The 25299-nt window shown below is 40.3% G+C and carries 25 protein-coding genes; 10 read left to right on the top strand and 15 right to left on the bottom strand.

Annotated elements, in window-relative coordinates; genetic code table 11:
* The first annotated feature begins 541 nt into the window (after positions 1-541).
* From G4P69_RS13535 to G4P69_RS13505, 7 genes are all read left to right on the top strand, one after another.
* Positions 542-793: a hypothetical protein gene (locus tag G4P69_RS13535; protein WP_208344969.1), complete on the top strand. Its 252-nt coding sequence runs from the start codon at positions 542-544 to the stop codon at positions 791-793.
* A 31-nt stretch (positions 794-824) separates the two neighbouring features.
* Entirely contained in the window at positions 825-1016 is a 192-nt protein-coding gene (locus G4P69_RS13530) for a hypothetical protein (RefSeq protein ID WP_208344968.1), read from the top strand.
* A 162-nt stretch (positions 1017-1178) separates the two neighbouring features.
* Positions 1179-1577 (top strand): CAP domain-containing protein, encoded by a 399-nt coding sequence (locus G4P69_RS13525; protein ID WP_208344967.1) that lies wholly within the window; start codon positions 1179-1181, stop codon positions 1575-1577.
* A 754-nt stretch (positions 1578-2331) separates the two neighbouring features.
* Complete coding sequence (locus G4P69_RS13520) at positions 2332-2790, top strand: hypothetical protein (RefSeq protein WP_208344966.1); 459 nt, start codon at positions 2332-2334, stop codon at positions 2788-2790.
* 4 nt (positions 2791-2794) lie between these two features.
* A complete protein-coding gene (locus G4P69_RS13515) occupies positions 2795-5155 on the top strand; it encodes a tetratricopeptide repeat protein (protein ID WP_208344965.1) in 2361 nt (786 codons plus the stop codon).
* A gap of 380 nt (positions 5156-5535) precedes the next feature.
* Positions 5536-6129 carry a ParA family protein gene (locus G4P69_RS13510; protein WP_208344964.1) on the top strand — a complete coding sequence of 198 codons (594 nt, stop codon included), beginning with the start codon at positions 5536-5538 and terminating at the stop codon, positions 6127-6129.
* Complete coding sequence (locus G4P69_RS13505; protein WP_208344963.1) at positions 6126-6521, top strand: hypothetical protein; 396 nt, start codon at positions 6126-6128, stop codon at positions 6519-6521. The genes G4P69_RS13510 and G4P69_RS13505 overlap by 4 nt, the downstream gene beginning before the upstream one ends.
* A gap of 110 nt (positions 6522-6631) precedes the next feature.
* Here G4P69_RS13505 and G4P69_RS13500 read toward each other — a convergent pair whose 3' ends face one another.
* Together G4P69_RS13500 and G4P69_RS40440 are read right to left on the bottom strand one after the other, a co-directional pair.
* Positions 6632-7030, bottom strand: coding sequence for a hypothetical protein (locus G4P69_RS13500; RefSeq protein WP_208344962.1), 399 nt, complete (start codon positions 7028-7030; stop codon positions 6632-6634).
* Positions 7031-7209: 179 nt separating this feature from the next.
* Positions 7210-7740 (bottom strand): IS4/Tn5 family transposase DNA-binding protein, encoded by a 531-nt coding sequence (locus tag G4P69_RS40440; RefSeq protein WP_390692071.1) that lies wholly within the window; start codon positions 7738-7740, stop codon positions 7210-7212.
* 280 nt (positions 7741-8020) lie between these two features.
* Between G4P69_RS40440 and G4P69_RS13490 the strand changes: the two genes are divergently transcribed.
* Positions 8021-8203, top strand: a complete 183-nt coding sequence (locus G4P69_RS13490) for a hypothetical protein (protein ID WP_208346583.1) — start codon at positions 8021-8023, stop codon at positions 8201-8203.
* 246 nt (positions 8204-8449) lie between these two features.
* Here the strand turns inward: G4P69_RS13490 and G4P69_RS13485 are convergent, their stop codons facing one another.
* The 4 genes from G4P69_RS13485 to G4P69_RS39200 form a co-directional block, all read right to left on the bottom strand.
* Positions 8450-9634 (bottom strand): catalase family protein, encoded by a 1185-nt coding sequence (locus G4P69_RS13485; RefSeq protein ID WP_208350211.1) that lies wholly within the window; start codon positions 9632-9634, stop codon positions 8450-8452.
* A 97-nt stretch (positions 9635-9731) separates the two neighbouring features.
* Entirely contained in the window at positions 9732-11372 is a 1641-nt protein-coding gene (locus G4P69_RS13480; RefSeq protein ID WP_208350209.1) for a peroxidase family protein, read from the bottom strand.
* Between the two features lie 208 nt (positions 11373-11580).
* On the bottom strand, positions 11581-12600 hold the full coding sequence (locus G4P69_RS13475; RefSeq protein ID WP_208350207.1) for a DUF2235 domain-containing protein: 1020 nt from the start codon (positions 12598-12600) through the stop codon (positions 11581-11583).
* A gap of 169 nt (positions 12601-12769) precedes the next feature.
* Entirely contained in the window at positions 12770-13372 is a 603-nt protein-coding gene (locus tag G4P69_RS39200; RefSeq protein WP_243902955.1) for a catalase family protein, read from the bottom strand.
* Positions 13373-14401: 1029 nt separating this feature from the next.
* Here G4P69_RS39200 and ald point away from each other — a divergent pair.
* Entirely contained in the window at positions 14402-15493 is a 1092-nt protein-coding gene (ald, locus tag G4P69_RS13465) for an alanine dehydrogenase (RefSeq protein WP_208350203.1), read from the top strand.
* 29 nt (positions 15494-15522) lie between these two features.
* On the opposite strand, the gene G4P69_RS13460 is transcribed toward ald, so the two are convergent.
* Positions 15523-16944: an RNA-guided endonuclease InsQ/TnpB family protein gene (locus tag G4P69_RS13460; protein ID WP_208350200.1), complete on the bottom strand. Its 1422-nt coding sequence runs from the start codon at positions 16942-16944 to the stop codon at positions 15523-15525.
* Positions 16945-17038: 94 nt separating this feature from the next.
* On the opposite strand from G4P69_RS13460, the gene tnpA reads away from it, so the two are divergent.
* Positions 17039-17443, top strand: a complete 405-nt coding sequence (gene tnpA, locus G4P69_RS13455) for an IS200/IS605 family transposase (RefSeq protein WP_208350199.1) — start codon at positions 17039-17041, stop codon at positions 17441-17443.
* Between the two features lie 239 nt (positions 17444-17682).
* Here tnpA and G4P69_RS13450 read toward each other — a convergent pair whose 3' ends face one another.
* From G4P69_RS13450 to G4P69_RS13415, 8 genes are all read right to left on the bottom strand, one after another.
* Positions 17683-18072 carry a SemiSWEET family sugar transporter gene (locus tag G4P69_RS13450; RefSeq protein WP_208350189.1) on the bottom strand — a complete coding sequence of 130 codons (390 nt, stop codon included), beginning with the start codon at positions 18070-18072 and terminating at the stop codon, positions 17683-17685.
* 21 nt (positions 18073-18093) lie between these two features.
* Positions 18094-19152, bottom strand: a complete 1059-nt coding sequence (locus G4P69_RS13445) for a Gfo/Idh/MocA family protein (protein ID WP_208350186.1) — start codon at positions 19150-19152, stop codon at positions 18094-18096.
* 59 nt (positions 19153-19211) lie between these two features.
* Positions 19212-20714 (bottom strand): GMC family oxidoreductase, encoded by a 1503-nt coding sequence (locus G4P69_RS13440; RefSeq protein WP_208350183.1) that lies wholly within the window; start codon positions 20712-20714, stop codon positions 19212-19214.
* Between the two features lie 68 nt (positions 20715-20782).
* The gene (locus G4P69_RS13435; RefSeq protein WP_208350180.1) at positions 20783-21538 is read right to left on the bottom strand and encodes a glucose 1-dehydrogenase; all 756 of its coding nucleotides are present in this window, start codon (positions 21536-21538) and stop codon (positions 20783-20785) included.
* Positions 21539-21622: 84 nt separating this feature from the next.
* Positions 21623-22240, bottom strand: a complete 618-nt coding sequence (locus G4P69_RS13430) for an HAD family hydrolase (RefSeq protein WP_243902953.1) — start codon at positions 22238-22240, stop codon at positions 21623-21625.
* 249 nt (positions 22241-22489) lie between these two features.
* The gene (locus tag G4P69_RS13425) at positions 22490-23692 is read right to left on the bottom strand and encodes a sedoheptulose 7-phosphate cyclase (protein WP_208350178.1); all 1203 of its coding nucleotides are present in this window, start codon (positions 23690-23692) and stop codon (positions 22490-22492) included.
* A 150-nt stretch (positions 23693-23842) separates the two neighbouring features.
* Positions 23843-23980: a hypothetical protein gene (locus tag G4P69_RS13420; protein ID WP_208350170.1), complete on the bottom strand. Its 138-nt coding sequence runs from the start codon at positions 23978-23980 to the stop codon at positions 23843-23845.
* A 225-nt stretch (positions 23981-24205) separates the two neighbouring features.
* Positions 24206-25299 (bottom strand): PAS domain-containing sensor histidine kinase (locus G4P69_RS13415; RefSeq protein WP_208350168.1); only part of this gene is annotated, 1094 nt, incomplete at its 5' end.

Raw genomic sequence — 25299 nt, 5'->3', positions numbered from 1 at the left:
ATTTGAGAATCTTACACGCCACCTAAAAATCAAATCTTAAGATTACCTTTTTTTGGCAAGCTTATGGTGACAATTTTGATTCCCGGCAATCTTATGGTTCCAATGCATCAAAAAAGAATGCGATCGCTTCACGAAATAATGAGTATTACAGCCTCCGTTGCGGCAATCTTATGGTTCCAGTCGCGGCAATATTATGGGTTAACCGACAAAGAATTTCAGACGACGCATGGCGGCAAAATGCGCCTTGGCTACTTTTACCCCATATACATTTGTATTGGACTCCATACTTTTGTCTCCATAAATACTAAAGTGAAGTACTCTGTGGACGCTTAATATTATTTTACAAAAAAAATCCCGTTCGATGGTGATTATTCACAATAAAGTGGTGTATAGTGGTTGTGTGATAACAAATCAATGGGGTAGTGCTAAAGATGTAGTGATAGCGGAAGCTGAAAGTCTTGTTATACAAGGACTGACAAAAAGAAAATCACTATTTCTATACCACTACCCAAATCAATAAGTAATAAACTTAGGAAATGATATGTCATCATCGTCATATGTTCCAGCCCCTTGGTGGCAAAAACTTAAAGATCGGGGAATCGAAGTCAGCCGTCTTTTTCAAGTAGCTATTCCAGAACTAGCTAAAGTTCAAGGTATCAAAGATTTGCGAAATGTAGCAAGAAAGACAGGCATCCTATTTTTCCGACTGTGTGTAGGTGGCAGAAAAGCTCTAGTTACTATATATTATTCAGTGAAGGGGTTAAGTAAAACATCTAAAACTTTCAATCTTTAAATGTTTGATTCTTCAACAGGAGTCACTAGATATGAGTTTAAACACTGACAATTCAAGCTTATCTGAAAGTAATGCAAGTTCTCTTGAGGGAAATTTCAAAGATTTTAAAGTTACGGCTACGACTAATAGTGGATATATTGGAACTCAATTTTTGTCTATTGTTGGAACGTTGGCTGGAGTTGCTTTAGGAGCATGCATAGTAGTTATAGTTAAAGACAACTAAATGCTTGTCAACATGTCCAAATGATAAGCAGAAAACTATTGAGAACACTTTCACTACCTACGCAATAGTACACTCTGTGAGGGCAGGTGCGGTTTTCAAAACTTGCACCCACAATCCTCACCGTTTCTCAAGTTTAAAAGAACATCATTAGAAGGAATAAAAATGCAGATCAATACTTACGAATCGAAAGTTGTGCAATTGGTTAACGACATTCGCCGCCAAAACCGTTTACAGCCACTGGCTATAAACGGTGCATTAACTCAAGCTGCACGTCGCCACTCCCAGGATATGGCGATGCGAGGGTACTTAGACCACTATAGTCCTGAAGGTAGGAGTTGTCAGGAACGCGCACGCGCTGCGGGTTATCCATCTCAGTTTGTCGGTGAAAATATTGCTTATGGTTCTCCCACGCCAGAGCAAGTTGTACAAAAATGGATGGACTCACCAGGACATCGAAACAATATCTTAAACGGAAACTACCGAGATATTGGAGTCGGTTTTTACCACCATCCCACGAGTCGTTACAAATACACTTGGACTCAAGTCTTTGGGAGTAGGTAACATATCTTACTAGTACCGTGATCGCCGAGATACGTGTAAAGCTTTTTTGATTTTGGTTTTTTTCTATTCACGCAACAAGGGCACGATTTTGAAGAAAAGCAGATTTTTCTAAGCATCCATATTGGCTCATTATAAAATGATGTTATTGGAGAGACAAAATGTATAATCTAGAATTATTACTATCGGAAAATTATCACACTTTCGATGTGTATTATGGGGACCAAATTACATTTGTGTGTAGTAAAGGAGAGTTTTGGACGTATGGTCCTATGCCGAAGCCTCACAAAATTGATTTATTGAAAAAAAACCCACGAACAGGGAGATATGAACTCTGCAAGCGGATCCAAGTTAAAAGTGGCAGAAAAAAGACTATTACTTCGGAAAAGTTAGGATTAGGAAAGTATAAATATAAAAATAAGAATGGCGAAAGTATTCGTTTTTATATTCTAGAGTAAAAACTAAATGAGTTGGTTGTTACGCTATTTCTATAGTAAAAAACAAATTTTACTAGCTAAAAGGATTAAAAGCTAGGTTTTTTAGCTAGTAATTCTTACTAAGTTAGTGAAAATTCAGTTTTACAAGGACATTAAAGCGGTAAAAAGCTTTCTGAGCAAGAGATAGAGTATTTAATCTCATTGTATTTAATGTTTAGTAACCATAACAGGAATTGAAGAAGCACTAAACTTAAAAATCCGAAATATTGTACATTAAGGTTGTATATGACAGTGTTACTACTAAATCTAAGTGTAAGCTGATGGTAGAACCTCTAACGGCAGCAGTGATTGTCTCTTTATTCTTCTCAGAGGCAATTAAAGAAGGTGGAAAAGCTTTAGGTCAAGGTGCGGTTGATACATTTGCTCAGATGGTAAATACCATTCGGGAAAAGTTTAAGGCTCATAGTATAGATGGAATACTGACACAAGCACAGAATCAACCAACTGAAACGAATAAGGCTATTTTTCAAACTGTACTGCAAAACCAAATTGATGCAGATAAAGAGTTTGCAAATAAACTTAGAGAATTAGTCCAGCAATTACAAGCACAAGATGAAAACGTTCGTCAGGTAGTTCTTAGCGAAATTGAAGTAACTGGCGATTTAAAAGCAAAAGATATCAGCCAAAAAGCCTCGCGCGATGGTTCAGTTGAGCAAGAAATGTTAAAAGGGGTCAAAGCTACAAACATTGATTTGGGCAATTTAAACCAAGAAGCTTAACAGTATGACTAACCATCCAGATTTTCAAGTTGTACAAAGAATTTTGGAGAATGTTCAGGCTGGTCGTGACATCACAATAGGAGATATTCATCAGATTTATCAAATTGTTATCAATTTGGATAATATTCCTAAACCAACAGGCTTTCCCCAAAACATTCCTCTTAGCAGTACAGATAAATTTATCGGAAGAGAAAGAGAATTAGAACACCTCCGCCAACAGCTACAACAAAATACGAGTGTGGTAATTGCTCCGGTGGAAGGAATGGGGGGAGTTGGTAAAACAGAATTAGCAATCCAATACTCACTACTACATTTGCAATTGCATAGTTATCCTGGCGGGATCTGCTGGTTAAGAGCTAGAGAAGAAGATATTGGGTCACAAATAATACAATTTACTACAACAGACTTGGGAAAAGAGCCGCCAAAAGATTTGCCGTTACCAGAACAAGTACGTTGGTGCTGGCAGCATTGGCAACAAGGTCACACGCTAATAGTTTTTGATGATGTTAAAAATTACAGTCATATCCAACCGTATCTACCACCCCAACCATCCCAGTTCAAAGTAATAATTACTACACGTCTTCGACTAGATTTAGCTAGTTCTCTGTTTTTGTCAGTTTTGTCAGAGACAGATGCACTCTTACTACTAGCTCAATTGATTGGTAAAGAAAAGCAAAACCAAGAATTAGGACAAGGTAAAGAACTTTGTCAGCGTTTAGGCTATTTGCCCCTAGCTTTGCAATTAGTTGGCTCCTATGTCAAAAAACGCAAGATAACTTTAGCCGAAATGCTGCGACGGTTGGAGGAGAAAGGGTTAGCTCATCCTTCCTTAATCGTGAAGGAAAATGACCCGACTTGGACTAGAAACGTCAAACTTGGAGTAGCGGCGGCTTTTGAATTGAGTTGGTCAGACTTAAGTCATGATGCTCAACAGTTAGGTTGTTTACTAAGTTTATTTGCCTTAGCTCCGATTCCTTGGTCACTGGTGAAACGTGCTGCTGTTGAGCAAAATCCTGAAAAATTAGAAGATACCAGAGTTGAACTAGAAAACTTACACCTGTTACAAGGTGAACAAACTTATCAATTACATCAGCTAATTCGTGAATTTCTCAGAGACAAGCAAAACAACTTAGCTACTGCATTCGAGCAGAAGTCTCAATTGTGCAAAACTTTGGTAGAAGTTGCACAGAAAATTCCCTCTTCACTTACTCAAGAGTTTATTAGTTTAGTCAAAGATGATATCCCACATTTAGTAGAAGTCGCAAAAAATCTGATTGATGCAGTCAGTGATCAAAATTTAATTTGGCCGTTTGTTGGCTTAAATAGATTTTATTCTGGACAGGCTTTATATGCTTTCGCAGAACCTCGGTTAGAGCAATGTGTATTAGTAGTAAAATCCCGCCTGGGAGAAGAGCATCACGATTTTGCCTCTAGTTACAACAACCTGGCTTTTGTCTACTACTCCCAGGGGCGGTACAGCGAAGCCGAACCACTGTATCAAAAATCTCTAGAACTCAGGCAACGCCTGCTGGGAGAAGAACATCTTGATGTCGCTTCTAGTTACAACAACCTAGCTCTACTGTACCACTCCCAGGGGCGGTACAGCGAAGCCGAACCACTGTATCAAAAATCTCTAGAACTCAGGCAACGCCTGCTGGGAGAAGAACATCTTGATGTCGCTTCTAGTTACGACAACCTGGCAGGACTTTACCACTCCCAAGGACGGTACAGCGAAGCCGAACCACTGTATCAAAAATCTCTAGAACTCAGGCAACGCCTGCTGGGAGAAGAACATCTTGATGTCGCTTCTAGTTACAACAACCTGGCAGGACTTTACTACTCCCAAGGACGGTACGGTGAAGCCGAACCACTGTATCAAAAATCTCTAGAACTTTGGAAAAAGCTGCTGGGAGAAGAGCATCCCTCTGTCGCCACCAGTTACAACAACCTGGCAGGACTTTACTACTCCCAAGGACGGTACGGTGAAGCCGAACCACTGTATCAAAAATCTCTAGAACTTTGGAAAAAGCTGCTGGGAGAAGAACATCCCAATGTCGCTTCCTGTTACAACAACCTGGCAGAACTTTATTGTAGCCTAGGTCGGTACAGCGAGGCAGAGCCTTTGTATAAAACAGCATTATCACTCTGCCAACGGCTGCTGGGAGAAGAGCATCCGTTTGTCGCCACCACTTACAACAACCTGGCAAAACTCTACTATTTCCAAGGAAGGTACCAAGATGCGGAACCACTGTTTAAAAAAGCATTAGAAATTGCTTCAAAAGGACTAGGGGTAGATCATCCTACAACAGCGAAGATCAGTGAAAATATGAAATTATTGCGTGATAATTATGCCGGAGAGTCATAAACAGCGCTCTCCGTCTACACATTACATGGATGAGGATTTTCGTGTAATACAACCCTCAAAGTACTAATCTCTCGTTGTTTTGAGCAGCGTCACTGGCTTGATCAACAATTAGGTTAAAAACACTTTAATAGCCTGTTTGAATTAGAGGCGATTTAAGGGGCAATTCCTGGGACATTTTGAGAATGATGGTATCGTACTGCCAAGTAATTTGAAACCCCTTAAATCGCTTTCTGCTCATATCTTTTTTTTGTCAAGATATTGTATTTTCGCCAATATGAAAATATATATGTTCGCATTGTTAGCAATATAAATTTTGGCAAATTAATAAATGCAAATTTTCCCCCAGATGGTAAACTAGCAGCATTCACACAGAAAAGATTGTGATTATCACCCTTGCTAGTTTCAAGGGTGGCGTAGCCAAAACAACGAGCGCCATCCACATTGCTTGCTACCTGTCGCAATTTGCAGGTACGTTGCTGGTTGATGGTGATCCAAATCGCAGCGCTACAGGCTGGGTAAAGCGAGGAGCCTTACCTTTTAAAGTTGTGGATTTAATGCAAGCTCCAATGCATAGCCGGAACTATGAGCATGTAGTAATCGACACAGCAGCTAGACCAAGTAGAGAAGATTTAGAGGCACTGGCTGATGGCTGCAACCTTTTAGTACTGCCCACTACTCCCGACGCACTAGCGATGGATGCCCTATTACAAACCGTCGAGATGCTAAAAACGCTGGGGAGCGATCGCTATCGCGTGTTACTTACAATCATTCCCCCAGCACCACGACAAACAGGACAACAGGCACGGGAGGCACTTTTAGGGGAGGGGATACCTTTATTTAAGCAAGCGATAAAGCGATTTGCTGCATATGAGAAAGCAGCTTTGGAAGGACGACCAGTCTATGAAGTGAAAGACCGCAGCAGTAAAGTAGCTTGGGGAGAGTATCAACGAGTGGGGAAGGAGATATTGAAGTGAATAACAAGAGCCCATTCAAAAAGTTATTTGAAAGTAGAGACGAATCACAGCAGGAACCAGAACGCTCAGCTTCTCAAGTAGCAAAGGAAGACATAGTACAACCAGCACCGCAACTAACACAACAACCAGAACCGCGTAAGCGTGGTAGACCAGCAAAGGGGAAACGATCTGATGATGCTTGGATTGGGCGTACTTACTACGTGAAGCGCGAAACAGATTTAGATGTAGAGGAAGAGTTGCTCAAGCTGAGGAGGCAAGGCATAGAAGTTGATAAAAGTGAATTGGTGGATTTGCTAATGGCAGCCTGGGTGAAACGGCAGCAAGGTGTAAATATAGATTTACTGCTTGACGAAATTACGCCAAGGCGGAAATCTGAGGCAGATGGAAAATAACCAAGTACGATCAGTGATTGCTTAAGGTTGGGCAGTCGGCTGACCTGACTTTTCACGGGATGTGGAAAGGGAAAAACGGTTCGCGATGTTGAATGGCGAACCAGTCCGGCTCATTTTTTGTATTTAGAGGTTTCCTCAAGTAAATCCTTTAAACCAAGGTTAAGAGTTTCAATGGAACGGGCTAAAGCTTCAATTTTTGCTCTTTTAGTGATTTGCTCAAGAGCTTCTACGTATGCAAGACTACCAGCTTTACCGAGATGTTTGTATTTAGAAAGCTTGCCTGACGTCTTGGTTGGAAAAATCGGGTCAGTTGCTTGTAGTTTATAATACCAATAAAACCCCTTTCGTCCTTTTGCAAGATAACGAGCAATCCAACACCCAGCTCTCGCGATCGCGCCCGATGCGATAATTGCTTGAATCTCTTGCTCCAAGCAGTCTTTCATTGAAACAAGCTTATCTATACGTTCATACAATTCTTCTTGGGGTGAGGGTTTGTTTTGGTGCTTCATAATCAAAAAGTCTCATAATTCGCCACTAATGCTCGCGAACCATATTCCTCCAGAATCAGAACACTGTTGAGAATTAATATCTTAATTTAAGATTTTGATGCAGTAGCCAACCCTGACACAAGGTTTCTAGTTCTGACCAGCCCCGCCACAGTACTTGTATTCCAATTGCAGTTCCTTTTCTATGTTCTAAGTATCCTCAAATCTTGATTTCTTTTAGCGTTACGTTCCTTTTTTAATCGCTTTTTTTTCTGGGTTGGTGTTTCCCCATCTGGTGGAGACACTTCTTTGTCCCGATGCCATAATTTCTCCCATAAAAGTCCTAGAGGTTGTCCAAAATCAGGCTCCAGGGCTAAACAACTGTGCAGAATTAACCCGTTTCCACCGTTCCCTGTCGGACCATATTCCTCTCTTTTTTCTACTATTTTTTTGTAGTCAAGAAACGTCGTATCCCCCACGCCTAAAACTATTGGTATGCCGTTTATTTCTTGAGCAGTTAGTTCAAAACAAGGTATCGTCAATTTGGAAAATGTCGTTTTTGGATTGGATAAAAATTCGTACCCACGCTTTAAGTCGCTTGCGCTTTTAAACACTTGAGATAGAGGCTGACCATATTTTACCTGTAAAGCCTCCGCAATTAATTCTGCCCTCTTGTTTAATCGTTTGTCTCCAAAATCACAATTAATATACGGGTTTTTTAAGAAGAATTTCATAGCAACCAACTAAATCTACCACTTACGGCACCTTACCGCAAAGAGTACACCAGTTCATCTAATGAGGATTGGTTCGCCACTAAGCATCGCGAACCAATCCTCCCAAACCACATCCCGTGAAAAGTCAGGCTGTTAGACCGCTTGCAAATGAACTCCAGTATATTGGTTTCAAACCTTGGTAGGTTGATTTTGATTAACTTGGTTTGAACTTGTTCAAGAGCCAGTTGACATCACCCCTTGTTTGTTTGCCAGACTGTATCTAGTATATACGTATATAGCAATGAATGTCAACTCAAAAACACGTAAAAGATTACGCCATGTCCCAGTTCATTACGATGAACTTAAGAAGAAACGCACGATTAATCTCACCGATACATCATGGGAAAAGATCAACAAAATTGCTGATAGTCAGAGTATTAGTGCTAGTGAGTTAATTGAACGTTGGGGGCGTAACCTAGAATGAGAAAAGCCGTCCTAAAAGGACGGGGTTTTAAACCCAATGATTTTGATAAAAAATAAAAAACTCCACCCACATGGGATGGATTGCAATACTGCGTAGGTTTTGCCCGAAAATTCACCCTGAACTAAAGTTCGGGCTGATAGCTAAAGTGAGCTAAAAGCTCACTGGGTAATCTTTTAACCCATTTTAATGGGTTTGAGCTTTGAGCCGGGAAATTTATTTCCCGGCTCTTAACTCCCTGCTCCCCCCTTACAACTCAGTTGGCTCCTGATATTTAACTCCTCGTCGATTAAGACGATACTCAGCAACGATAGGATAAACAATACTGCGTAAACGATTTATAGCACCAACAGGTCGATGGACTGCCAAACCGTTCCAAACAGAAAAGCGAAGATTTTCACCAAAGTCATCTTCTTGGGGAGAGCGAACATTCTGATGCTTAATGCTCAGGCGACCAACTGTAAACAACGGAGATTCTTCTTCTTTCCAAAAAAGGGTAGTATCATCAATTGACATCTCTGGGCTAGCTTGAAATTGGATTTGAAAGTCCCATAAGTATTCGGCGTCAGGCTTTGCTAAGGATTGAATTATATCCTCTCGGTAGTAATTGTCATTTGAACTTGAGGCTTTTGCACGCTGAAGATCCCTTTGATCTCTGGATTCATGCGGTATTTTTTGATGAGGTGATTGACTAGAAACCGGAGTAAATGAAAACTTTATTACGGCTGGATATTCTACAGGAACTAGACTTGTTTTAGTTGGATCAAAGTCAGGTTTGAGTCCCAAAGAAAATGCAGAACCACTCCAATAGCTTTCTGTAAGTAAACTATTGGGAAACCGTTTGAAAGCATTTTTTAAAAATGAGAATTGTTTGGGATGTAGTAGTAGCCATACAAGTGGTGATAGCTTAAAAAATGGAGAAAGACCCGCTTTATAAATTGCCGAAAAAAATCCGTAATAGCATTTGATATTTATGACAAAAAAGTTTTGAGCATTATGTACAATAATATCTTGAGTTTTTAACTCGTGACTTTCGGCTAGTCTTTCTCCTTCTACGCCCATCACTTTAATAGCCATAGAGCGTGTATCCGGTTGATAATCATTCTTAACTGAAAAGGCACCATTTGCAAACCGTAGCCAAACTGGATATTCTTTTGGTTTTGCCAATAAACCTTGTTTTATCGAAATAGTCGAAACTTGAGCTTCAGTTAATGAGGTACGTTTAACCAATTCCTGCTTAATTGCTGCTTCATCAAAATCAAAGATTTCTAGAGTTCCTTTAACAGCAGCGTGTGTTTTAGCGTGAGTATCTCTCTTTGCGGGTTGTGCGTTCTCACCCCCATAAAGATTTTCCATACGCTTCGTGATGAGATCACGAAAGAGATCGTAATATTTGAGTTCATCTTTTTCGGGATATTCTGTAAAAAGTTTCATTTTTCACCTGTGATTAATTAATCAAAAAATACTTTATATGAATTTCAGAAATAGGATGTGTTATGAACAACATAACACATCCACATTGATTGGCTAATTAAACTCTTTGCCAATCTTGACGATAAAAAGAAACTCTATAGTTTTTACCTTGAGGGATGTTGCGATGCAACACTTGAGAGAGAGTTTTGGTATTCTGTATCTCAGCCCAACCTACTGGAGAAAAAGTTTCTGGGTTGAAGATATTTTCTGCTAACAGAGGATTGGTGAAAGCTTGAGAAAATGCATCTATTCCGATTAGCCTTCCGACCAAAGGTGGTAAGGCAGAATTTGGCCGCAGATCTTCTGCGTACAGTCCAACATACAACTCAATATTATCTACATGACCATATAATCGTTTCAGTTCTTTTTGAACATTTTCATTGCTGCTAATTTGATTGAAATTGGTTACCCGTGGATATTTACACATCTCACGATAATCGTTATAGCTTCTTAATTTTGCGGCGCGATTTAAACGAATACTTGCTAATTCAGTAGGAATTAAGAAATCAGCTGTATTGAATAAACTCAGTTGTGCAGCAGGCTGAGAACAGCTTTCCTCAAAAATAGCTCCTAACCCCTTGTTAATAATCATGTCATTGTTCCACATGGAATCGGGCATGGTCATTTCTTTGCCATCATGGATGAGCGTGTCGGGTAGCATACTATGCCAACGATAGACTAAGGTGAATTCTACCGTCATCCAATTCTGGCGATACCATTTTTCATTAGTAAATGATAGAGGGTCAGTAAAAAACTGAAAGTGATAGGGAGTAATATGATTTATATAATCCTCCAGCACAATTTTCAGCATCTCCACCATTACGATATTTCTTGCTGTTTGGAAAAGGCGTTCATCATCCCAAGTTGGATAGTTTTTTGCTAAGAGTTCACAGAGGCGATTGTGTTCTCTTAAGCAAAGAATGTTCAGCATGACATAGCCTATTTGCACATTTGCCCGTTCTATTTCTACCCCCATGACAAATAACTTGTGTTTTTTTTCTGGAGGGAAAGTTTCAGCTTTGGTCAGGAATTCATTAGCCATGACATGAGGTATGCCTTTGAATTCTTCTTTAGGTTGTCCATTTTCATCGTAGTAAAAAGGAGGATATTCTTCTCCATTAATTATTTGGCTTTTTAGTTTACCTCCTTGATGCGACCTTAATAGATGAGTAATTGTTGGGTTTAAACCATAAACATTACACAAATCAATTTGGTGGTTGGAAGTATTCCTTAGGTGATTCTGACGATCTGTACGCAGAAAACTGTCAGTAAACCATTGGACAAAATACGGAAACAACAAAGTAGATTTTGGCGAGTATAGAGTCTTTCCAGTTTTCTTATACAAGACCGCCAGATCTTCAACAGGAGGAAAATTCTTTTCAAAGTTTTCAGATGGAGCTAAATTAACTCCTATATAGTTTTTATCTGTCAAAGGTTTCCAATCAAGAGGTGGTAAATGGATTCCTGAATAGTCTCTCTGTGTCAATGACTCCCAAGAGGTGTAAGGAGACTTAGTACTAAATGGATATGGACGAGTCGGAATTTTTAAAATGGCGTTGTTAATAACGGTTTTGTTGACTACTTTTTTTAGAGCATCATTGCTTTGAATAAAGTCCCATAGCGGTTTTAAGTTAGTTAAAGCAAAAGTCTCAATTTTGTTTTTTAATCCATCTCTAGATGTATCTCTTTTTGTACCCATAATTATTTTATTCTCCTTAGAGTTTTTTGGTTTGATTACTTGTGTTAAATCTACAGAAAAAGATTTTATTAATAAGAATTTAGGAGTTAAGATTCAAAAATTATAAGGGTTTTATATTGGGTGTGTCTTCTTAGGCATTCAATATTTTACTAATCTTTGAAGACTCCTGAATCCTAAATTCTTACAGAGTTTTTCTTTTCAGTTTGCCTCAGAGTAAATTAAGTTTAGCGGCAAGCTTTTCTAAATTTTTGGGACGATAATCCTTGAGGCTTTTCCAACGCTTGATTGTGCTTGAGTGAAGATCATCAATGTTGTCACTCACCTCGCGAAGCTTAATTCCTGCCAATATGAAGAATCCAGGATCGTTTTTAAAAGGACAATTGTAATCAGGTTTTAGACCTCCAGGAATTATACTCGGATCCAACTCTAGCCCCAATCCCAGATGATCAACTGAATCTATCATCCACTGTAGCGCTCCGTCTGATAATCCTCTGTTTTCCTCCGTTCCACCCCCAACACAACCATGTACACCTGGAAACCAAACTTGAATAACTTTTTGATTTTGAGCATCAGGGTTTTGCTTCATCGGCGTGACATCAAAAACTTCCCGGGTTTCGTCGATCGCAACAGCATGAAGTGCATTTTGTATATCTCTGTTGAGAGTGGTGTCATGAAATCGGTACCTTTTATTGAGCTGTTCGGTAAACTGCTTGAAGGCAGGTATACTTGGAATACCAAGAGCGCCAACCGTGTCGAAACAACCGAGCAAGGTTATAGGAACGCGATCGCCGTATTGTTGACGGTAGTTCACTGCGGCTGGATCCTTTGGCTTAATGTCTCGGTTACGATAAAGCTCGTAAGCTTCAGGTGCTCTGGTAATATGAGAGCGATTTTGCAGACCAGAACAATAAATCATCCCTGCGAGACTCCTGGCTGTGTAAGCACCTCGACTGAACCCAAACAGATAGATTTCATCTCCAGGAACGTAGTTGAGACTCAGAAAACGGTAGCAATCTTGTATATTTTGATCAATCCCTTCTCCAGTTGCACCGTCAAATATCTTGCTAGACTCATTCTCTGTTCCAATTCCCTCCTGATAAAATACGATCTGTGGAGTCCCGTCACTGCCAGTCGATTTGACTGCTTGAGCAAGTTTAATCACATTACCTGGGCAAGGATTCGCTAACTTTTGCCAAGTTCCATCACAGCATACAACAAGACGTTTCATTTTCTATTTCAGAGCTTTTGATTAATGGAGTAAGTTTGTGTTTGTATTTGTTGGAAAGCAAATAAGCAAGTCGGTAAAGTAAATTCGTTCTGCCTACACCCTTTTAAATTACGGTACAGGTATATACATTGACTTTTTTGATGTGGACTTAACTTACCGTTGTTTCTTATCAATCTATTAAACACACCGTATTGTCCCGTAGTTTTATGAAAAAATCAAGTATTGTTTGTATGGTAGTGCCACCGTTGCGGCATGTTTTAAAAAGTTTAGTAAGCGCTAGGAACTGAAATGGATGTTGCACCAGCCAATTAAAAGCTCTTTTTTGTGATTGAGCAGCAGCACAAAAAAAACCGTAGTAGTCTTTAATACTTTTAATAAAGAATATCTCTGCATTTTGCAGTACTATGTCCTGGGTTCTGGACTCATAACTTTGCATAAGCCGTTCCCCTTCCACTCCTATCACTTTCACCGCCATAGAGCGTGTATCTGCAACGTAATCATTTTTTACTTGAGTGCGCCCGTTAGCGAACCGCAACCAAACTGGGTATTGTTTTGGTTGAGCTAGCAAGCCTTGTTTAATAGATATACTATTAAGTTGCTTAGAGTTTAATGAAGTAAGTTTGCTTAGTTCACGTTTAATTGAGTCCTCATCGACATCAAAGATTTCTAAAGTTCCTTTAACGCCAGCGTGGGTTTTTGCATGGGTGTCTCGCAGAGCTCGCTCAGAGTCTTTATAAGAAAAATGCAGAAAACCCTTGAGGAACAGCACCACAGGTGCGTTTTCCGTACTTTAGGCAAGGGATGAATGCTCATTGCAGTCTTTAGGCTGCCGTGGTATGATCTGAGCATGTCAGTACAAGACATTTAAATAAAACCTACTCCCGGACTGGGAGGAAGTCTACGCCCAAAACACTGCAAGGAGATATCAGTACGCCTTAAGTGGTAAACGTATTGAGCCTGGGAACCTGTGAAAACAGGATATTAAGACGCTCATGGTCTTAAGAATCTCCGTCTCTTTAGAGCGGAGAGTGTCAAAAAGATCATCTATGTGGCTCCTCACCTTATCAACGACAAGATTATAGTATTTACACTCATCCTGTTCAGGGTATTCTGTAAATAACTTGTTAGCCATAAACATTGAGATTGTAATTTGTCATATAGCACCTTCTTTGAGCCTCCTATTTATCCTAGAAGACCGATTCATTAATAAAAGACGAGATTGAAAAAGCATATTTTTAGCTCTTCCACAAATAAATATTCCTTGTTACAGAGCCAAGAAACTGGGTTTTTGATCATGACTCTGATTACTGAATCGGTGTTCTAGTTTTTTGGTCCAAAAAAGCGACTAATCTAAAAATACCATCCTTGATGATTTCTTGAATTATTTTTTTTCTATTGAATTTTTGTTAATGATTTTTGTCACCTTTTAGGGCTATTGTTTAATTACTTTATAAGTATTGCAAACAAATTTAAAGAAACCTAACGTAATTAGATTACTATTGTCAACTGAGAAATGATCACCTAAGAGATAATTTATAAAATAAACATTAAGACTCTGTAGGTTGGGTTGTAGCTTGCTTCCCCGTAGGGGTACGGAATTTACTCAGATCATCGTTTTGGGAAGGGTGGGGTATATCGCGTAGGAAAGATGAAGCGTGACTTTTGGGAACAATAAAATAGAAAAGTTTCAAAAACAGTAGCTGGCTAAAGAAAAAATCAGCTAAATTCGTAGTCTCTGATTCATTCAATCGGGGATGAGACTGACAAACTTAATCTAAAGAAAAATTATTAGAGGTAATAAATGGAAATTGGTGTTCCCAAAGAAACAAAGGATCAAGAGTTTCGAGTTGGGTTGAGCCCTTCAAGCGTGAGGGCGCTATACGAGAATGGTCATGCCATTTTTGTGGAAACTCAGGCTGGTGCTGGTGCAGGATTCACAGATGATGATTACATAAGCGCTGGTGCAGAGATTGTTTCTAGCCCAGAAGCTGCTTGGAATCGGGAACTAGTTATCAAAGTTAAAGAGCCATTACATACAGAGTATAAGTTTCTGCAAAAAGAGCAGGTATTGTTTACTTATCTACATTTAGCAGCTGACCGAAAATTAACTGAGTATTTAATTCAGTCTGGTGTGACGGCGATCGCGTACGAAACAGTAGAGCAACCAGGTATCAACAAGCTTCCTCTACTCACACCTATGAGTATAATTGCTGGACGCTTGTCAGTACAATTTGGTGCAAGATTCCTAGAGCGTTCCTCTGGTGGTAGAGGTGTTTTATTAGGCGGCGTTCCTGGTGTTAAACCTGGCAAAGTCGTAATTTTAGGAGGCGGTGTCGTTGGTACAGAAGCGGCTAGAATAGCCGTGGGGATGGGGGCTTCCGTCCAGATTTTAGATTTGAACGTTGATCGGTTATCTTATTTAGAAACTCTATTTGGTTCAAGAGTAGAACTACTGTATAGTAACTCTGCCCATATTGAAACTACAGTTAAAGATGCCGACTTACTCATTGGAGCGGTTCTAGTTCCTGGACGCAGAGCACCTATCCTTGTATCAAGGGATTTGGTAAAACAAATGCGTCCAGGTTCTGTTATTGTGGACGTCGCTGTTGACCAAGGTGGTTGTGTAGAAACTGTACATCCCACATCTCACACGAACCCAATATATATTGAAGAGGGTGTAGTTCATTATGGCGTTCCTAATATGCCAGGAGCAGTACCTTGGACTTCAACCCAAGCGCTTAACAACAGTACACTACCATATGTAATGCAGTTGGCTAATTTTGGTGTTGAGGCATTAGCAAAGAATCCAGGATTAGCCAAAGGTGTGAATGTGCGCGATCGCCGCATAGTTCACCCTGCTATACAAGAAGTATTTCCTGACCTTACTGTTTGACACTCTCCGGTCTAAAGACGCGCAGATTCTTAAGAGACAAGTCTCTCAATATCTTGATTGCTCAAGTTCCCAGGCTCAGTACGTTTGCCTTTTCGGCGTACTGATTTCTCCTTACGTTTTTTCGGGCGTTTAGAGTCTCGTGACCCTTGTTCCGGAGAGTCCCCCCGTACAACACTCGCTATGTTAAATATAGCGAGTTCTTTAATATTTTTAGCTGCATTTATGTCAGCATGAGCCATGTGAGCGCAAGCTACACAAATGTACTTTTCTTTATCCCTACTGCTAGCATCAACGTGACCGCAAACGTTACACTTTTGACTTGTATGTTTTGGGTTCACTTTGATTAAAATCTTTCCTGACTTCACAGCCATGTAATCGATTTTCTGAGTTAACTCGTTCCAGCTAGCATCTGAAATACTACGATTTAAACCTTTCTTAGCACTCTGACCGTTGCTTAAGAATCGTCCTTTTTCATCGACTTTTGGACGGCAACGCTTGAGCATTCCAGAAACGTTTAAATCTTCAACAGCAATAGCATCGACTTTTCTAGAAGAAATTAAATTAGCTACTTCCCATTGGTAGGCTTGACGCTTGTTTGAGATTTTTTTATGTAGCTTACCAATTAATGCTGCTGCTTTTTTCCGATTCTTGCTACCTTTAACTTTTCGATTGACTCTACGCTGTCTAATCTTCAGCCTGCGTTTAACTTTCTTGTTGGTTGAAAACTTAGGATTTTTAACTTGATGACCATCGGACAAATGTACGAGTTTGGTGATTCCCAGATCACAACCCAACACAGATTTAATTTCTGTTAAGGGTTTAAGGACGTAATCAGGTACGGTTTTATCTTCGATTCTCACCGACACGTACCAACCATCTTGACGCTTACGAATAGTTGCAGCTTTGATAGTGAATCCAGATGGTATTGGCCTAGAGTTAAAAAATCTCATCCAACCAATTTTAGGCAAGTAAATTTTATTGCCTTGAACTTTAATTCCTACCGTGTAAGTGAACGATGAGAAAGTTGAACGATTTTTAAACTTTGGAAAACCACTACCATTAAAGAAGTTTTCGTAAGCTTTATCCAGTCTCTTAACGTTCTGCTGTAGTACCGTAGAGTCAATGTCCGCGTACCAGGGTCTAGCTTTTTTAAGTATTGGTAACTGTGTAATCTGGATATCCCCTGCGCTACGGCGAGGATTTTTTAAATTTCCATCCTTATCAACCTTGCTGTCTTTCCAAGGTTCACCACTAGCACCATTCTTGCTAACAAAACATGTTAATGGACAAGCTTCTCCCTTGGTTCTCGTATCGGAGTAATCACCTTGAATGAATTGTTGATTATACTGTGAAATGCGGTCAGCCAAAGACCAATTGTATTGGCTTCTCAGCATATCAAGCCAATGATTCATTTCGTTTGATTGCCCGACATTAGGGCGTAGCTTGTACACATAGTTTGTTAGCAAGTATTATCACCTCATTGTTGATGAGCTTATTTTATTCTACAATGTTCTTATACAAAACGCAAGCTAAAATTACAGAAATATGGCTAAATTTTCTCCTGACGAATATCGGCACGAGGGTAATGCTGTTTCATTGCTTAACTATCACTTTGTTTTTATCCCTAAACGTAGAAAGAAAGTTTTAATAGGCACAATAGCTGAGAGACTTCAGCAAGTTATTTGTGAAGTGTGCAACGAAAACAGATGGAAGATTATAGCAATGGAAATCATGCCCGACCATGTTCATCTTTTTCTTAACGCTAAACCTACGGACAACCCGTCTACTATGATGAATCGTATTAAGGGAAGGGCATCTCATCATTTGCGAAAAGAATTCCCAGAACTTTTGAAGCTACCAACCTTATGGACTCCTAGCTATTTTGTGTCTACTGCTGGTAACATTTCTACAGAATCCGTAAAAGCTTATATTGCACAGCAACGAGATTGATGGTATCACTCAGCCCTAAAGGGCAACTAGAGCGCTTTCATCCCTGGGCTAAAGCCACAGGGTTTTCAGCCTACTTTCTTATAAGTAGTAAAAATGCCTTCCTTCATATTACCGACTGGTGTGAACGGAAGGCATAAGCCCAGTACTAGTAACTGGAATTCCAAGCTTTTCGATGTCTTTTTTAGCTCATACTGCTTCTTTGTGGCTGCAGGAAAATACCCTGGCGTAAGGCAGAGGCTCTATTGTTTGAAAGTTGTTTTTTGAGAAGCTTTTTGTACATTGTTAAAGTGGATATAAGCGATAACAGTTGTAGCATTAGTAGTAACACCTATAACATTCCAGGTAATTACAGCAGGTGCAGCAATCAGATAGCCATACACCACCCAAATGACCTGAAATATACCTGTAATCGCAGCCATCCGAGGATTGAAACCTTTGGTAGAGCGTCTCTTTAGCATAGTAATAAAGTCCGGGAGAGCGGCGAAGGTAGTTCCACAACCAGCAATTAAGCCAATGCCTTCTACTGCACTACTGTGAGAAGATGATTTTTGAAAGGTTTCTGCCAAAGTAGGAGTAGCAGCACTAATAGTAGTCAGCATAGCTAACACGAAAGCTCTAAGCAATTTCATGTTCTGTATTCTCAACATATTTTATTTTTGACTGGATAAAGCTTTACTCTCTCTCCGCTCAAAATCAGAAGTGACCTCAGCCAAACTAACTCGGCGATTTTCCGTAATTGACTTGAGAACGCCAAGACAAGCAAGAGTGTTTGCTCTAGCATCCGCTAGTGAGTATGGAGCGGGTTGATTGGTAATGACAGCCTGACTAAAAGCTTCAATTTGGAGTTGAAAATGATCGCCAGCAGAGACTAATTCTTGGTGCAGTTCTGTGCCAGAGCGAAGATAAATGATGGCTGATTTATCAGGCGTCTGCCATAAATTTTCGATAGCAATTGAACCTTTGGTACCTTGCAACTCATAAGTGGAACGTGGACCATAATCAAGACTATGGTCGAGGATTGCACGACGACCGTGACCGAAATCGAGTATGGCAGTAACGCTGGTATCAACAGTATAACCGGGTCGTGATGTGGCCTCAGCATAAACAGCTAGTGGCTCATCATCAAAAAACCAGCGTGCAACATTAACACCGTAGCAACCCAAGTCCCAAGTCGCACCACCACCCATTTCTTTCTCTAATCGAATGTTGTAAGTTTGACCGCTAACAGGGAAAGCAAAAGTAGCGCGAACCGCCATAAGCTCACCAATAGCACCGCTATCTATAAGCATTTTTACGCGAGTGTGCTGGGGATGAAAACGGTACATAAAGCCCTCCATTGCTAGTACGCCAGCAGATTTTGACATCTTTTCTAATTGAGTGATGGCGTTGGGCTCGAGCGCTAAGGGTTTTTCCACCAGTACATGTTTGCCTGCAGCGATGGCACGCATAGCCCACTCGATATGTAAGGTATTAGGCAGAGGAATATAGACTGCTTCAATTTCAGGATCTGTCAGGAGTGCTGCATAATTTCCATAACTTTTAGGCACATCATATTGAGCAGCAATAGCTTCAGCTTTAGTTTGGTTGCGGCTAGCAATTGCCATCAAGATAGCATTATTAGCTGTTTTCAGACCCGGAATAAATAGGCAATTTATCCAGGCTCCACCCATAACACCCCAATGTAATCTTCGCTGTTGTCTCTGGTTCATTTTTCAAACTTCTTTGACTTTGTTTATTAGAAATTTTTCTGTCACCAATCGGTCTCGCTCTACTTACCAATAATGTCAGCGGCCTTCTCTGCAATCATAATAGTAGCCGCGTAGGTGTTTCCCCTAGTGATTACAGGCATGATTGAACTATCGATCACTCGTAGACCATCAACCCCATGCACTCGCAACTGAGCGTCTACAACTGACATATGATCGTTACCCATTTTACAAGTACCCACGGGATGGAATTGAGTTTCAGCCATTGCCCGAATATAATCGGAAATTTCGGCGAAACCTAGAAATTTCTCTTGACCACGGAATGCATCGAATACGCTGGCACTTGCTATCTTACGAACGAGCTTGACTCCTTCTACCAAAACGTCTAAATCTTCTCTAACACCAAGATAGTTAGGCTGAATAATTGGTGGGTCAAAAGGATTGTTTGAGCGTAAGGCAAGATATCCTCGGCTCTTCGGATAGGTGAGTGCTGTTCCAATTGCAAAACCTTGACTTTTGGAGCTAGTCCGGTAGTTCAAATCGGGAACTGGAACAAAAATAAGTTGCAAGTCAGGTGCAGACAACTCAGGTTTAGTTTTGGTAAATCCTCCTGCCTCACCAATGTTAGAAGCAATATCTACATCTATTGGTTGCTTACTCTCATAAGACACGAATACTTGTATGTGGTCATGTAAATTCTGTCCGACGCCTGGTATATCCGTAACTACAGGAATGCCCAGATTCTTTAATTGTTCAGCCGAACCAACACCAGAAAGCATTAAAAGTTGTGGGGAGTTAATTGTTCCACCGCATAGCAGCACCTCTTTATTCACTTTAATAGTCTGGATATTTTGATTCTGGATATACTCGAGACCGATAACACGATTATTCTCAAAAAGTATGCGAGTAGCTTGAGCGTTCTCTTTAAGAGTCAGATTCGGTCTTTTCCAACAAGGATGTAAGTAGGCAGCAGCAGCGCTATGACGCTTGCCGTTCAACTGGTTCACCCGATAAAGCCCTACACCTTCTTGTTGGATGCCATTAAAATCCTTGTTAAAAGATAGACCAACTTCAATACCTGCTTTGATGAAGATCTGAGAAAGCTCGTTAGGTCTGAGAAGATTACTCACATTCAAAGGTCCTGCTATACCGTGATACAAAGGATCTCCATTTTCATAGTTTTCGGCTTTTTTAAAGTATGGTAATACATCAGAGAAACTCCAACCTTCACTGCCTAAATCTTGCCAATGATCGAAATCTGCTTTGTTACCTCGAATGTAAACCATAGCGTTGATGGAGCTAGAACCACCTAATACTTTACCTCTAGGCCAGTATATTCTTCGACTATTAAGTTGAGATTGCTCCTCTGTATAGTAAGCCCAATCATTAGAACCTTTCAATAATGTGAGAAAAGCTGAAGGAGTAATAATGTCTGTTTGATTTTGGTCATTTCCGCCAGCTTCCAGAAGAAGTACAGTTGTATTTGAGTCTGCTGTAATTCTATTAGCCAGAACACAGCCAGCAGCTCCTGCACCGACAATTACGTAGTCGTAGTTCACGCTCATCAAAATCTACTCCTTGAATCTGTAAAAACTCAACCTATCCTCACGCCCACTAAAAGCTGAATAGCTATCTACTGGGCTAGAAACCCACCATCAATTGCTAAAATGTGACCATTAATAAACGAAGCTGCATCTGAGAAAAGCCAAAGTACAGAGTTCGCGACTTCCTCCGGTTTTCCTATCCTTTTCATTGGCAGCATATTGCTCCAAGTTTCGATTCCTCCAATTGTATCTGCCGAAGCTTTGAGCATATCTGTCTCTATCGGTCCTGGAGCAATTCCATTAACACGAATACCATATTTAGCGTACTCAAATGCTGCTGCTTTAGTTAAAGCAAGAACCGCGTGTTTGGTGGCTGTGTAGATAGAAACTCCAGGAAAGATTGTTCTGAATCCATGCACTGAGATGTTATTTACTATAATTCCATGACCTTGTTTGAGCATCTGCTGGATTTCGTACTTCATGCTCAACCAAACACCTTTGACATTAACACTGAAAAGATAATCAAAATCTTCTTCATTCTGCTCGGCTAGTAAAGATGCTGCGCCCACTCCAGCGTTATTAAAGGCAAAGTCTATCCGACCAAAAGTTTCTACTGCCTTTTCCATCAATGCTTTAACATCAGCAGCCTTAGAGACGTCAGTTTGCTGAAATACTGCTTCACCGCCAGCATCTCTAATGAGATTTACTGTCTCTTCACCAAGCTCTTTTCGACGATTACCTAGCACCACGCGAATACCTTTTTGTGCTAGTACAAGCGCTGTCACACGACCAATCCCTGAGCCTCCACCGGTAATTAAGGCCACCTGTTTTTGTGAATTATTCATATTAGGAAATCCTTTGTTAAAGTTTCTCTAATCCCTAAACTGAAATTATTTAGAACAGAAGTGGTAAATAATTTTATCGTTTGCTTAGACACTAGCAAAACTAGAAGAATTCCAAAGAATTCGTATGTCAATTGCACGCATTCCAGCACGGCGAGCAGCTTCTAAACCCCCATTACTATCTTCATAAACAATACAATCTGTTGCAGAAACTTTCAAACGTTCAGCAGCTTCTAGAAAAATATCGGGACATGGTTTTCCCCTTGGGACATCATCTATGGTTACGATTGTATCGAATAAATCAAGCAGATCAATGACACTGAGCGTTGCTTGAACTATAGAACGATTGCTGCCTGAAGCAACTGCCATAGGGGTTTTTCCGCAGTGTGTTCTCACAATATCAGTCACTGCTTGGATTTCCTTAACTGTATGTATTAATTCTCTGTACAGTTTCTCCTTACTGCTAGTGACTAATAATGGGTCAAGTTCATGGTCGAATGTATTGTTGATAGTCTTTATAAGTTCCATAGCAGATAAACCAGTTTGCTCATAGAACCATTCTTTTGTTAACTCGAACCCAAAAGGACGCATAGCATCTGCCCAGGTTTGAAAATGAAGGAATATGGTATCAGCTAAAGTGCCATCACAATCGAAAATTAATGCTTTATAAGGTGGCACAGGTAGGATAGATTTATTGCTCATCATAAAATAGCTATACCTTTCTAATAATCGGCTGACGTTAATACTTTATCGTCTCGTTTCGCTTTTGAATCTGAAGTTTGATGTGCATTTGTTTCAGCAAATTTTATCAATCTAGCCTTTGATGATCATATGCTTTACCCTCTCTCTGTTGAAATTTTTACAATCAGTCTAATTCAGTGTGGGATAGATTGAAAACAAGGTTATACAATTATCCCACAGTGGTGATCACTAATAGTGAATACTTTAGAACCTTTAGAACTGCAACTGTTTCATCTTAGATGCGGCTGAATCAATTTCTTCAAATGTTACATCATTAAAGAAATTTGCGTAGCCAATGCTAATAGGTAATGGCAGTCGTTGAAGTCCATTGCGATGTCGAATTGTATCCTCTAAAGCTTCAGACAATAAAATGGAATCGCAAAAGAGTGGATGTGATAAGGGAAGTCTAAGTAGCTTCATCGTACGGATTATTCTCTCGAGATCTTCAGCGCTCAATAAACGACGCTGAACAGAAAGGATTGAAGAAAATAATACATCCAAAGCTACAGCTTCGCCGTGCAAGAGTTCCGGTAGTGCTCTCATCTCTACTAATGGACTAAAAGAGTGACCAAAATCTACAAGTCGATCTAATTGCTTTTCCCAGAGATTCGGTTCTAATTCTTCTACCATCCCTTCGATAGAACGTTGAATAACTAGATTTGGTACACCTGAACCTTGAAACTTTTCTTCTACCAATTGCTCGCCGTACTCCTCGAGGAGTTCAAACAGTTTTCTATCCTTTACAACTCCCATCTTGAGTATCTCTCCCAATCCATTGGAAATGTGACGAGTATCTACAGTTTGCAGAAAAGTTTTATCAAGGAACGCTGCTATAGGGGGGTAGTATGTACCGATACGGTTCCTATAACCTAAAAAGTTAATTCCTGTCTTAGCTCCAACACTGGCGTCGATTAAAGCCATCAAATTTGTTGGTATGCGAATATAAGGAATTCCTCGTCTATAAAGGCTGGCTGCTAAACCAACAATGTCAAGCAGAACCCCACCGCCAATACCAATTAATGGCTCGTGTCGCCTAACAATCCCAAATTTGACTAGTGCTTCTAAAATCTGGAACACTGCATCCATAGTTTTGTGCTGCTCAGATATGGGCAGAGGTAACACATGGTGCTCAACAGCATGAGCATGAAAGTACTTATGAATGCGTTCACCGTAGAGTGAGTATACCCTCTCATCTATCACTACCAACCTGCGAATTGGAGGTTTTGGCGGGTTACAGTCCAAAAAGAGAAGATTTTGATTTTCGATATCAAATAGATCTTCGCTCTCAACTATCTTGTAACTAACGGGTAAGTGAGTATTCACAACCCAATTACTCGTTTTGTCCTTTTGCCAAATTGGCTGTTGATTTGAAGGAAACTGCTTAGTTCTTGAAGAAGGAACTTGATATTGTGTCATAATAGGATAACTCTCGTTAATGTACTAACGTTCATGGGAGTGCTGCCGCTAGCTCTTGGTCGGGTAAGCGGCAGATACATCAATATGAGGCACTAGTAAGCAATGTCTGAAAAGTGATAGAGAGAATGAGTCAGAATGGTAGTCGAAATATTAACTGCTTACTACCAGTGGACGGAAGCTGTCTGTTGATTGGAGAAAGCTCTTTAAGCTAGAGCTAATGAGTTTCAAAATCCGGTTGATCATTTCTGGCAAGCCCTGCTGTTGAGTCTCTAAGTATGATTCAGCCATACTCTTTTACCTGTAATGAATCTTAACACAGTGAAACACGGAGTAGGTATTTTTAACTTACCATGACCATATTGAAGCATACTACATAACTTTGTCTGTTGACCTAAAGATGGATTGTTGTCCCATACTTGAGCTAGATGCATGATGGTTAGTTGCTATTTAAAGGCATTGTATTTGCATGACTTTGATTTAGTTCTAGCAGTTAATCTCATTAATTCTGCTTAGTTAGAGGGTTTTGTGGAGTTTTGCCTCGTTTAACGAATCTCCCTTAGTTGGTGCTGCTAAAAGAGGTAACTCTACAATAAAAGTTGCTCCTTGTCCGATTCCTGCGCTGTGTGCATGGACTTGTCCTCCGTGCATTTCCACTAAAGAGCGGACAAGCGCTAATCCAAGCCCTAATCCCCCTTGGTTTCTAGTTATAGAAGCATCGGCTTGACGAAAGTATTCAAAAACATGAGGAAGAAAATCTGGGCTAATACCACTACCTGTGTCAGTGACAGTCACCTGGACATACGGAGGGGACGAGGTAGACAAGGGGAAAGATTTTCCTTGGATATGTTGAGCCTGTTTTGTGGCTAATGACAATTTTACCTCCACTCTTCCACCCTCAGATGTGAACTTAATTGCGTTGTTAATTAAATTCCAAATGATTTGCTGTAACCGCCTGGAGTCACCTGATACGAGGAAAGGAGAAGACATAAAAGAGGAATGCGACAAAGTCTTTTCATCTCTCCCTCTTTCCATTTCTCCTGCGGAGGAGGAAGTTATAAATTCAAGCTGAATGTTTTTTGCCTCTACCTCAAGATGTACAGAATCTAAAACTCCTGAAATCACGCTCACTAGGTTAACAGGGCAAAGAGTTAATTGAAGCTTACCGCGAATAATCCGTGAGACATCTAAAATATCCTCAATGAGTCGTGCTTGTAAAGACGCGTTACGTTCAATTGTTTCTAGGGCTCGATCAATAGCTTGTTCATCGAGTTTCCTCTGGCGCAGTATTTTAGCCCAGCCAAGTATTGACGTTAAGGGTGTACGAAGTTCGTGGGAAAGGGTTGCTAAAAACTCATCCTTAAGGCGATTTGCTGTCTCAGCTTCTTCTCGTGCTGTTTGCTCACGGATCAACTTAATGTGTTCTTCTTCTGCTTGTTTACGATCAGTGATATCTTCTAGTGTCCCAACATACCCAATAACTTGGCATTGCTCACAAAGCATTGGGGATGACGAGACATAAACCCAACGCTCAATTCCTGCTGAGGTGAAGATGCGAAACTCACCTTTGTATTCGCGACCTTCTTGACATGCAGTATACCAACTGGTAG

The organism is Aetokthonos hydrillicola CCALA 1050 (assembly GCF_017591665.1).
GTDB lineage: Bacteria > Cyanobacteriota > Cyanobacteriia > Cyanobacteriales > Nostocaceae > Aetokthonos > Aetokthonos hydrillicola.
This window is presented reverse-complemented; position numbering and strand designations above follow the sequence as displayed.